This window comes from Thiobacillus sp. (assembly GCF_024708915.1).
This window is the reverse complement of sequence record NZ_JANJXQ010000128.1, coordinates 1-10,578: the sequence shown is the minus strand read 5'-3', so window position 1 is coordinate 10,578 and position 10,578 is coordinate 1. Positions and strand designations below refer to the sequence as shown.

Sequence of the window (10,578 nt, the reverse complement as noted above, 5' to 3'; positions counted from 1 at the left end):
GCGGACGACGTTGAAATAGATCTCATGCGGCCTCTCGTCGGGCGCATTGACCATGGAATACGGGCGCCCGATGCGTTCGCCGGCGATGTCCATCCCCGCGCGAATGAACTGGCCCGCATTGAAAGGATCCAGTTCGGCTTCGAAACGCAGCGAAATCAGCGCATCGTTCCAGCGTATGCGTTCGACTACGGTTGCCTGCACCCATTCGCTCATCGTCTGCTCCTCGGGGGAAACGTACGCTGTATTATGCGGCGCGCGCGCCTGCATTCAACCCGCATCCCGTATCCGGGTGCGCGCATGCTGGCGGAACTGGGCGGCATGCTGTACATCTGGATGAAGCCCCGCCTGCAACTAGTGTCGTGACTCAGAAATATCGCAACATGAAACGGCGTCTTTTTCCGCATGGCAGCGTTGCTCGTCGTTGCCATAGAGCCGGCTATGTCGCCCACCCGCAAGGGGTAGGCCGTGGTTGTAAAGCCGATAAATCGGCAACAACCACGCTCTCCTCGCGCCTTGCCCTGCAAAAAAAACCATCCGTTTCATTACGTCCCCCTATTTCTGAGTCACGACACTAGCGTTCCCACACCACGCGCAGCAGGTTCTCCCGTTCGTTGTAGTGGTACTCCAGTTCACCCTGGTAGGCATGGTGCAGCGCTTCGCCGATTCCGCGGGCCAGATGGATGTCGGTGGTGGTGATCTGGATACCGTCATCCCGATCCTCGATCCTCATGATCCGCTTCAGGGGATGCTCCGCCTTGGCGCGGGCTTCCTCGTTCCTGGCCAGTTGGAGCAGTTCCTCGCGATGATCCTCGAAGAATGATCCGTTCACGGTCACATAGCCGGCCGGGAATTCGTCGTGAATGCGGCGGCACGCCGGGCAGGTTTCCTCATGGGCTCCGGCCGGCCTCGCCAGCCATTGCCAGCGCCCATCGTGGAATACCGCGCCGCATTGCGGGCAAACCGTGGGTTCCGGCAGCTTGTGCTTGGCCTGGTAGGCGTCGTGGCGCGTTTCCTGGACCAGACGGTCGCGACGGACGGGTTGAAATCCAGCGAATCGCTCTTTCATGTTGCGCTCCTTTGGTGAAGACAAAAAGTCCAGCAAGCGGCCGGGCAAGCATCCATCGCAGCGGCAGCCCGACAGACTGCTAGGATTGGCGTTCCAGCGCGATGCCGGCCAGTTCGATGACCACGCCCATCGCCAGCACCAGCAGGCCGGCCCATATTTCGGGTGCGAGCGCCATCAGCACGCCGCCCAGCCCCACCAGCACTCCCGCCAGAACACGTCTCGATTGCCGCTTGTTCAACATGCTGCTGTCCCCCGTCCCTGGACCGGCTACTCGTAGCGCAGAAAATCTTCAGCGAGGGTGTCGGCGCCGAACTGCTCGATCAGCGCCTCGATTTCCGCCAGCAGCGTGTCGCCCTCGTCGTCTTCCAGTGCACCGTCCCCGACCATTCTGGCGCCCAGCCCGGACAGGATGGCGTCGCGGATCGCCGCAAGCGTGGGCGGGTTTTCGCGGTTCTCGTCGTTGATCGTTGCCTCGATCGCGCGCGAGAGCGATTCGCTGGCGGCGGTTTGCGTGAAATCGACGGCAAGCGCGGTTGCCCCGAACTCCTCGATGAGTGCGTCCAGTTCGTCGAGCAGCGATTCGCCGATGTCGAAGCGATGCATGCGTTCGGCCTCGTTGAAATCGGCAGGCAGCAGGTCGCCGAAAAAGCGGCGTACCGCAATCAGCGTGACGGGCTGTTCGCACTCCGGGTTGTTGACCCGGCTTCGGAGCAGCGCCGACAGATGCGGGCTGACACGACTGGCAACATCAATGGAATTTCGGGTCATGGCTTTTCCTGCATGTCCGGGACCACAAGGGCAGGGCGTGAATTTCTCAACCTCGCTGCTTATATCAAGGTATAGCAGAAGGTTTTCGGGTCTCGCGCCCGACATGCCGGCCGGCTATAGGCAAAGTCTGGCTGGACGGATCGAAGACAACCGGCGCGAGCTTGCTCGTCGAACAACTGGATGCTGGCATCGTTTTAATAATCTGCCAGACTCAAAAAGAACAACACCGCAGCAGAAAGGCAGGACGCATGGAACCCAAGGAATGTTTTTACCAGGAGCAGTTCGGCTACTGCTGGCTGTCAGATGGACGCTGGCTGTTTCAGGCGGTGGATGTGCACGGCAAGCCGTTGGGCAAGCCGGTCGGGGTCGAACTGGGGGAACTGGTCTTCCATCACGATCAGGATGAAGAGCTGCATTGATTCCGAACGCCAGGCGCGCCGATTTCATTCCCGCAACGGTGCTTCCTGCGGATCGATGCCTTCAATCTGCGGGATGTCCCTTTGCGGATGCTTCTTGATGATCCGCTTCAACGTCTCGTCTTCCCTCGGGCTGTGGCTGCTGCGCTGCTGCATTCCGGATTCAGGCGGCACGGCCGTTGCAATCGCGCCGGGTTCGGGATGTCCTGCAAACAGTTCCGCCTCGGCGGCAAGCCAGTCTTCAAGATCGAAGCCATGGGCATAACCCCGCCGCATGAACCGGTAATAGGCGGCCTCGCGAATCATGCTCAGGCGTTCCTCGTGTTCGGAATTGTGCTGCCATGCCATGTCTGAGCGGTCTTGCTGCATCGCGGGTATCCTTGTCTTTCCAGCCATTGCGGTTCCTCCGTAGCGAATCGAGTTGCATCCCTGATGCCCAAGCCTGCCGGCATGTTTCCGTGTTCGCCTTTCAATATAGCAACCCTCTGGCCCGCATACAGGAATGCGAAGCCTGCCGATCTGGCCTTGGATGCATGGCCGTTTGCGGTTTCAGACACGGCGGCGGTATTGATCTATACAGAAATGGGGTACATTTGCCTTGCCTTCAAGGGCAGCACTTTTTATCGCAGCAACATCTTGTGGAGAAATAAATGAGCACTCGAAATGCAATTGGCGAAACCGATTCCCCCGACGTGGCCAAAGCGCAGTTGATCGCCGATTTCAAGGCGGCGATATCGGATGCAGAGGCGCTGGTCAAGGCCACGGCCAACCAGGGCGGCGAGGCGCTGGCAGCGGTACGCGCCAAAGCGGAGGCGTCGCTCGCCGAGGCGAAGGCCAGGATGGCCGATGCCGAAGCGGCGCTGCTCGTGCGGGCCAAGGCGGCCGCCAAGGCGACCGACGTCTATGTCCACGAGAATCCCTGGAAAGCGATCGGCGTCTCGGGTGGCCTCGGACTGTTGATCGGTTTCCTCATGGGCCGCCGCTAGCCGACCGGTCATGAGCGAAGCTACGCCAGGAGGAAGCAAAGGACTGTTCGACTCGCTGAAAGGACTTGCCGCAAGCCTGATCGCCATTGTCCATACCCGGCTCGAGCTGCTGTCCGTGGACCTTGAGGAAGAGCGGGAGCGGCTGTTGTCCGTACTGGCGATGCTGCTGGTCGCGCTGTTCTGTCTGGGCATGGGCGTGCTGCTGCTGACGATCCTGGTGGCGGCCGCGTTCTGGGATAGCCACCGGCTTCTGGCGTTGGGCGGGCTTGCCGGAATTTTCCTGGCGGGCGGCGCGGCGGTGCTGGGCGTTGCGCGGCACAAGTTGAAAACCAAACCGAAGTTGTTCGCTGCAAGCCTGGCTGAATTATCCAAAGACCGGCAGCAGCTCAGCCATCCCTCATGAACGGAAAATCAGCCCGGCTGGCCGAACGCCGTGAACGCCTGGTGGCGCAGGCTGCCGCTCAGCGTACTGCGCTGGCGCAAAATATGGAGCCCTGGCGTGCGCCGCTGGCGTTGGCGGACCAGGGCGTGGCCGCGCTGCGTTACGTCGGACACCACCCCGCCTGGCTGGCGGGCGCCGTGCTCGCGGTCGCCGCGTTGCGCCCGAAACGTCTGGGCCGCGGGCTCGGCCTCGTCTGGGGCGCGTGGCAGTTCGGGCGCAGATTGCTCAGGCGTTGAACAGTGGGCAAGCCGGGTCGAGTTCCCTCTCGTCTCTCGACGAGGCAGTCGCACAGCCTGTTTTTCTCGTATCAAGCAGCCCCGTCGTGCGCGAAAGCGGCGGCGCCCCGGGCTTGAGGTCACGCCGCCAGGCGGTTTCTCGGCCATATCCAGCGCACGAAGGAGTACACGATGCAAGCGAATCCGCTTTCCGCCGAAGCCTTGGGGCAGATCGATGCCTACTGGCGCGCCGCCAACTACCTTTCCGTCGGACAGATCTATCTGCTCGACAATCCGCTGCTGAAACAGCCGCTCGCCCTGGAACACATCAAGCCGCGCCTGCTGGGCCATTGGGGCACCACGCCCGGCCTCAATTTCATCTATGCGCACATGAACCGGGTCATCCAGCGCGACGATCTGAACATGATCTACCTTGCCGGCCCCGGCCACGGCGGGCCGGCGATGGTGGCCAACACCTGGCTGGAAGGCAGTTACAGCGAGTTTTATCCCAACGTTTCCCAAGATGCGGCAGGGATGGGGCGTCTGTTCCGGCAGTTTTCCTTTCCCGGTGGCATCCCCAGTCACGTTGCCCCGGAAACGCCGGGCTCGATCCACGAAGGCGGGGAACTGGGCTATGCCGTGTCTCACGCCTACGGCGCGGTATTCGACAACCCTGATCTGATCGCCTGCTGCGTGGTGGGTGATGGCGAGGCGGAAACCGGACCGCTGGCGGCGGCCTGGCATTCCAACAAATTCCTCAATCCGGGAACCGATGGCGCGGTGCTGCCGATTCTGCATCTCAACGGCTACAAGATCGCCAACCCGGCAGTGCTGGCGCGCATCAGCCCTGACGAACTGGAAAAACTGTTTATCGGTTATGGCTACACGCCTTATTTAGTCGAAGGCGACGACCCCGAAACCATGCATCAGAAAATGGCCGCCACGGTCGACACGGTACTGGCCGAAATCAGGGAAATTCAGCGCAGGGCACGGGAAGAGGGCGACATGACGCGGCCGCGCTGGCCTATGATCATCCTGCGCACCCCCAAAGGCTGGACCGGGCCAAAGGAAGTGGATGGGCTGAAGACCGAGGGATTCTGGCGTTCGCACCAGGTACCGCTGTCCGAGCTGGCGAGCAAGCCCGAACACGTGAAATTGCTGGAATCCTGGATGCAAAGCTACCGTCCGGACGAGTTGTTCGACGCGCACGGCGCCCTGATTCCGCAGCTGGCGGCGCTGGCGCCCAAGGGGGCGCGCCGCATGGGGGCGAATCCGCACGCCAATGGCGGCATCCTGTTGCGCGAATTGCGCCTGCCGGATTTCCGCAATTACGCGGTGACGGTGGATCGGCCGGGCCATGCCGACGCCGGGGCCACGCGCGTACTGGGGGGCTTTCTGCGCGACGTGATGGCCGGCAACATGGAGACCTTCCGCGTCTTTGGCCCGGACGAAACCGCGTCCAACCGCCTCGATGCCCTGTTCGAGGTCACCGACCGCACCTGGGTGGCGGAACGCTTCGACTACGACGACCACCTCGCAGCGGATGGCCGGGTCATGGAAATTCTTTCCGAGCATACCTGCCAGGGCTGGCTCGAAGGCTATCTGCTGACCGGGCGGCACGGTTTCTTTTCCTGCTACGAAGCCTTCATCCACCTCGTGGATTCCATGTTCAATCAGCACGCCAAGTGGCTCAAGGTCACCAGCATGGAAATCCCCTGGCGGCGGCCGATCGCCTCGCTCAACTACCTGCTTACTTCGCACGTCTGGCGCCAGGACCACAATGGCTTTTCCCATCAGGACCCCGGCTTCATCGACCACGTGGTGAACAAGAAGGCGGACATCATCCGCGTCTATCTGCCGCCCGACGCCAATACCCTGCTGTCGGTGACGGATCACTGCCTGAGAAGCCGCAACGACATCAACGTGATCGTCGCCGGCAAGCAGTCAGCGCCGCAGTGGCTGACGATGGATGCGGCAGTGAAGCACTGCAGCAGCGGCATCGGCATCTGGGAATGGGCGAGCAGCGACGAAGGCGGTGAGCCGGATGTGGTGATGGCCTGCTGCGGCGATGTGCCGACGCTGGAAACCCTGGCTGCGGTCGACCTGCTGCGCCGGCTCGTCCCTGAATTGAAGGTGCGCGTAGTCAATGTGGTGGACCTGATGACCCTGCAGCCGAAAGAGGAGCATCCGCACGGCCTGCCGGACAGGGATTTCGACGCCCTGTTCACCGTGGACAAACCCGTCATCTTTGCCTATCACGGCTATCCCTGGCTGATCCACCGCCTGACCTACCGGCGCACCAACCACGACAACCTGCATGTGCGCGGCTACAAGGAGGAGGGCACCACCACCACGCCTTTCGACATGGTGGTGCTGAACGATCTGGACCGCTTTCACCTGGTCGTGGACGTGATGCATCGGGTGCCGAAGATGCAGGCCCGTGCCGCCCATATCAAGCAGACCATGCGCGACCGCCTGGTCGAGCACAAGCAATATATCGAGCGTTACGGGGAAGACATGCCGGAGATCCGCGACTGGAAGTGGCCTTATTGATGTCCATTCTCGTCGTCAACAGCGGCTCGTCCTCGCTCAAGGCCAGCCTGTTCACGGCGGGCGGCGGCAGGCGGGATTTCCGTTTCGAGCATATCGGCCAGGGCCGCTTGCCCGATCACCGCGCCGCGTTCGCCGCCCTGATGCGCGAGCTGGGCGCGGAGACGCCGGCGGCGGTGGGCCACCGTCTGGTACACGGCGGTGAAATCACCGCGGCGGCCCGCCTGATCGACGACACCGAACGAACCCGCCTGGAATCCGTCGTCGCGCTCGCGCCGCTGCATCTACCAGGCAATCTGCTGGGTGTGGATTTGTGCAGGGAACGCTTCGACGTGCCGCAAATCGCCTGCTTCGACACTGCTTTTCACGCCACCCTGCCGGATTTCTCCCGGCGTCTGCCGATTCCGCAATCGCTCGGCCTGCGCCGCTATGGCTTTCACGGACTCAATTACGCCCATGTCGCGCGGCAGTTACCGGGACTGCTCGGCGATGCCGCCCACGGCCGGGTGGTGGTAGCGCATCTCGGCAACGGGGCCAGCCTGTGCCTGCTGGAAAACCTTCAATCCGTGGATACCAGCATGGGCTACACCCCGGCGGGCGGCATCCCCATGGGCACGCGCAGCGGCGACCTCGACCCCGGCGTCATGCTGGAACTGGCCCGGCGTCTCGGCGATGACGAACTGGGCGACCTGGTCTACCGCCGCATGGGACTGCTCGCCCTGTCGGACGGCGAAAGCAGCGACATGGCCCAACTTCTGGTCAGCACCACACCCGCCGCCCGCTTTGCGGTGGATTATTTCAGCAGGCAGGTGCGCGCCACCATCGGCGCCTATGCGGCCAAGGCGGGAGGCGTCGACGCGCTGGTGTTCAGCGGCGGCATCGGCGAACACGCCGCGCAGGTTCGCGCCGCGATCTGCGAACCCTTGGGCTTCATGGGATTTCGCCTCGACCACGAAGCCAACTTGCGTCACGATACCTGGCTCAACGAGCGGACGGCCAAACCGGTGTTGCGCATCCCGGCTGACGAGGAAAGCATGATCCACGGACTGGTTCTGGGCATGTTGGGTGAAGGACAGGCGGGTCATGATTGAAACACAGCCTATGACGTACCCCCACCGAAGGGCGAGAAATCCGGCCAGGCGCCGACCCCGAAACGGGCGGTTTGGCCGACGACAGAATGCGGGTTCCCGAGGCGAAACGGATTGCCTCTTCGCCCCGTCTACTTCGCATAATGTATATTAGCGGTTTCTGATATACCACTCTTTGGAGTAACGCGCTAACTCAAGCCTGCTGCGGGTTCCGCAGCATCCAGACTGGTTATGTCCATGTCCCTCGTTAACCTGGGGAGGGATATGATCAAGTTCACTGTACTGAGTACGAAGGGCGGGGTCGGTAAGACCACACTAGCTGCAAATCTTGGTGCACTCATGGCGGACATGGGGCTGAGAGTCCTGCTTGTCGACGCTGATGTGCAGCCAGCGCTATCGAAATATTACCGTATTAAGCGCGAAGCTCCGTTTGGCCTCACAAAAGTCATCACCACCGGGTATGTCACAGAGGATTGCATCTCTCAGACGGTAATTGATGGGCTCGATGTAATCCGGTCGGATGATCCAGATGGCAGCCTCCAAACCTGGCTTCTACATCGTATTGACCGAGGCGAGCGACTTGGCAATGCCCTGAATTCCCCCGCAGTATCCGAAGACTATTACGACTGCGTCTTAATCGACACGCAGGGAACCGTAGGCCCACTGCAGGACACCGCCGCACTAGCTGCTACGCAGATTATTTCGCCAATCAAGCCGGAAATTCTGTCAGCTCGTGAGTTCAAAACGGGCACGATGGAACTGCTGGCGCGGCTTGAGCCCTCCCCAAACTCGAAATACAGGGTAGGGCCGGTCAAAGCAGTCATTTCGATGCAGGACCGGACTGCAGACGCGAGAATCATCGCGGAGTCGATCAGACAGGACTTCATCAAGCTTGGCGGACGGGTCACGGTCCTCGATACGGTAGTTCCTGACGCCAAGTCCTACAAGGAATCAGCCACCCTTTGCGTCCCCGCGCACCGGCACGAGCCGTCGCGCAAGGGCACGATGCCATCTGCCTATGAAACCATGCACGCTCTCCTCTGGGAGTTGGTGCCGAGCCTCGCAGGGCATTACGCCGGATCGGAGGCAGCACAAGACATAGGACGTAACGGAGCTGAAGCATGATGGCGGGCGGAAAGAAAAAGCCACCACTCATGAACATTCCGAGTTCGATCAAGATGGTGGACTTGGCTGCCAAGCATGGGTTTACCCCAAAGTCCGATTCGGAAAAGCGAACAGTACGAGAGCGCCTGAAACTGGAGGTGTCCAACAGCCTGAACGTCCCGGCGCCAAACAGCGGAAGCGGCCTCAAGCATGACACTGAAGTGGATGATTCGTGGGCGAGTCTTCCCGTAACCGCCGTCCACTTCTATGAGCGAAATCCTCGCAAGGCGAACAACGATGCCTACGCTGAACTGAAGGAGAGCATCCGGGCCAACGGAATCCTTCAACCATTGACCGTTACCAAGCGGCCGGGAGAAACCCATTACATCCTGTACGCGGGTGGCAATACCCGCCTGCAGGCTATCCGGGAGTTGTGGGAAGAAACCGCGGATCCGAAGTTTCGCGAAACCCGCGTCATCATCAAAGCCTGGCGAGGCGAGGCTTCCGTTCTGCTGGCCCACATGGCCGAAAACACCCAGCGAAACGACATGACCTTCTGGGATCGTGCCAACGGGACGCTGGAAATCAAACGTCAGATCGAGGATGAACGCGGGGCAGCGTTGACCTTCAGGGAGTTTGAAGCCGAGATCAAGAAATTCGGCCTCCAGACTGATCTGCGCACACTCAGTATGTACCGATTTGCAGTCGAAAAGATTGCCGATGTTGGCCCGTGGCTATCCGGTTTATCCGTGCGAACCATCCAGCCACGGCTGAACCTGTTGTTGAAGCTGGCCAATCATCACGATATCGAGGAAAGCGCTTTCTACGCCGAGGTGGTCACGCCAACCGCAAAGGCCATAGCTGGCATGGTTTCGGAAGATGCCCATGCATTTAGCTCAGATCTATTTCTGGGTCGATGCGAAGCCAGCATGTCTGTCCGGCTGGAAGTGAACGAGCGGGACATCGGCAAGATGCTCACTGCCATGGAGCGCTTTCCCGACATGACTCTGGAAGGTTTGCAGCGGATATGCAAGCCCCAGCGCCCGGTCGAACCTTCTGTCGGCGGCACCCAGACTCAATCCACAGCAGAGTCTGGCGGCCAGGAACAGGGGAAACCGTCAGAGCCAATTCCCCCCGATTCACGATTGCCTGGGACGGCCACACCCTCCATTCCGGCCGCTACAGAACCCGGTGAGCGCAGCCAAAAAGTGAGTTCACCGGCTCCTCATTCCACAGTCAGTCTCCCCCCAATCTCAACTGAGAGTGGAGGGCCTGACCGGTTGATGACCTTGATTCAGCAAGTGCTCGTCTCCGCTGGCCTTGGCTCCTGCTATGAGCCTGCACCCGGCATGCCCATGGGGTATTGCATGGGATTCCCCAAGGATGGCCCGCTTGATTTGAAAGAGAACGCGCAAAGCCGCCAGGCTGCCTGGTGGGTGCTTGCGATGGCAAGCGGGCAGTTTGAAGCGGACGTGTGCCGGTCTGGCCTTGACGACCCCAATGAGTGGCGCACCTTGATCCTGGAAGAAGGCAGTCAGGAAACGCTGGGGGGCCTGGAGCTCGCCATCCAGCACAACATTGGTGGCCAAGGTGAGTTTCTGCCGATTCCATGGCTGCTGAACCCGGACAACCCTATTGCGGGCGTGTGCCTTGAGTTGCTCTCGGTTATTCGAGGAGGCGCTTGATCATGATGATGGTTCGCGTCACCGACAATACGCTGAGAGCCTCGCTGCTTATGCACTTGATCGAGCAGCTTGAGCGTGGCGACCTTGCCGTGCTGCTGGAAAAGGGCGCTTGTCCGCGGTCCATGGATCGGTTGCGAGGTCTCGCCATCAATGAAATTCTGCACCTGGCCTCATCAGGCCATCCCGACATCCATTTCTCGATCGATGAGGGCGGTTTCGAACTCGGAATCGAAACCCTGTTTCGGCGCAAGCAGGAAA

Annotated in this window: 14 protein-coding genes and 1 pseudogene; 10 read left to right on the top strand and 5 right to left on the bottom strand. The window is 60.9% G+C overall.

The window, feature by feature from the left end:
• From Q0L94_RS09330 to Q0L94_RS09315, 4 genes and pseudogenes are all read right to left on the bottom strand, one after another.
• Positions 1 to 213 (bottom strand): annotated as a pseudogene (locus tag Q0L94_RS09330) (ferredoxin--NADP(+) reductase); the annotation flags it as partial.
• A 358-nt stretch (positions 214 to 571) separates the two neighbouring features.
• A complete protein-coding gene (locus tag Q0L94_RS09325; protein ID WP_296752766.1) occupies positions 572 to 1,066 on the bottom strand; it encodes a BCAM0308 family protein in 495 nt (164 codons plus the stop codon).
• A gap of 79 nt (positions 1,067 to 1,145) precedes the next feature.
• Entirely contained in the window at positions 1,146 to 1,307 is a 162-nt protein-coding gene (locus tag Q0L94_RS09320; protein ID WP_296752764.1) for a hypothetical protein, read from the bottom strand.
• A gap of 26 nt (positions 1,308 to 1,333) precedes the next feature.
• Positions 1,334 to 1,834 (bottom strand): hypothetical protein, encoded by a 501-nt coding sequence (locus tag Q0L94_RS09315; protein WP_296752762.1) that lies wholly within the window; start codon positions 1,832 to 1,834, stop codon positions 1,334 to 1,336.
• 161 nt (positions 1,835 to 1,995) lie between these two features.
• Between Q0L94_RS09315 and Q0L94_RS09310 the strand changes: the two genes are divergently transcribed.
• Complete coding sequence (locus Q0L94_RS09310) at positions 1,996 to 2,253, top strand: hypothetical protein (protein WP_296752760.1); 258 nt, start codon at positions 1,996 to 1,998, stop codon at positions 2,251 to 2,253.
• Positions 2,254 to 2,277: 24 nt separating this feature from the next.
• Here the strand turns inward: Q0L94_RS09310 and Q0L94_RS09305 are convergent, their stop codons facing one another.
• Positions 2,278 to 2,556, bottom strand: a complete 279-nt coding sequence (locus Q0L94_RS09305) for a DUF2934 domain-containing protein (protein ID WP_296752759.1) — start codon at positions 2,554 to 2,556, stop codon at positions 2,278 to 2,280.
• A 126-nt stretch (positions 2,557 to 2,682) separates the two neighbouring features.
• Between Q0L94_RS09305 and Q0L94_RS09300 the strand changes: the two genes are divergently transcribed.
• The 9 genes from Q0L94_RS09300 to Q0L94_RS09260 form a co-directional block, all read left to right on the top strand.
• The gene (locus Q0L94_RS09300; protein ID WP_296752757.1) at positions 2,683 to 2,904 is read left to right on the top strand and encodes a hypothetical protein; all 222 of its coding nucleotides are present in this window, start codon (positions 2,683 to 2,685) and stop codon (positions 2,902 to 2,904) included.
• Positions 2,901 to 3,236 (top strand): DUF883 family protein, encoded by a 336-nt coding sequence (locus Q0L94_RS09295; RefSeq protein ID WP_296752756.1) that lies wholly within the window; start codon positions 2,901 to 2,903, stop codon positions 3,234 to 3,236. Before Q0L94_RS09300 ends, Q0L94_RS09295 begins: the two co-directional genes overlap by 4 nt.
• 10 nt (positions 3,237 to 3,246) lie before the next feature.
• Positions 3,247 to 3,639 carry a phage holin family protein gene (locus tag Q0L94_RS09290; RefSeq protein WP_296752754.1) on the top strand — a complete coding sequence of 131 codons (393 nt, stop codon included), beginning with the start codon at positions 3,247 to 3,249 and terminating at the stop codon, positions 3,637 to 3,639.
• Positions 3,636 to 3,914, top strand: coding sequence for a YqjK-like family protein (locus tag Q0L94_RS09285; protein WP_296752752.1), 279 nt, complete (start codon positions 3,636 to 3,638; stop codon positions 3,912 to 3,914). Before Q0L94_RS09290 ends, Q0L94_RS09285 begins: the two co-directional genes overlap by 4 nt.
• A gap of 171 nt (positions 3,915 to 4,085) precedes the next feature.
• A complete protein-coding gene (locus tag Q0L94_RS09280; protein WP_296752751.1) occupies positions 4,086 to 6,446 on the top strand; it encodes a phosphoketolase in 2,361 nt (786 codons plus the stop codon).
• Positions 6,446 to 7,534 carry an acetate kinase gene (locus Q0L94_RS09275; RefSeq protein ID WP_296752749.1) on the top strand — a complete coding sequence of 363 codons (1,089 nt, stop codon included), beginning with the start codon at positions 6,446 to 6,448 and terminating at the stop codon, positions 7,532 to 7,534. Before Q0L94_RS09280 ends, Q0L94_RS09275 begins: the two co-directional genes overlap by 1 nt.
• Before the next feature lie 261 nt (positions 7,535 to 7,795).
• A complete protein-coding gene (locus tag Q0L94_RS09270) occupies positions 7,796 to 8,656 on the top strand; it encodes a ParA family protein (protein WP_296752747.1) in 861 nt (286 codons plus the stop codon).
• Entirely contained in the window at positions 8,653 to 10,320 is a 1,668-nt protein-coding gene (locus Q0L94_RS09265; protein ID WP_296752745.1) for a ParB family protein, read from the top strand. Before Q0L94_RS09270 ends, Q0L94_RS09265 begins: the two co-directional genes overlap by 4 nt.
• Positions 10,321 to 10,322: 2 nt before the next feature.
• Positions 10,323 to 10,578 (top strand): hypothetical protein (locus Q0L94_RS09260; protein ID WP_296752744.1); only part of this gene is annotated, 256 nt, incomplete at its 3' end.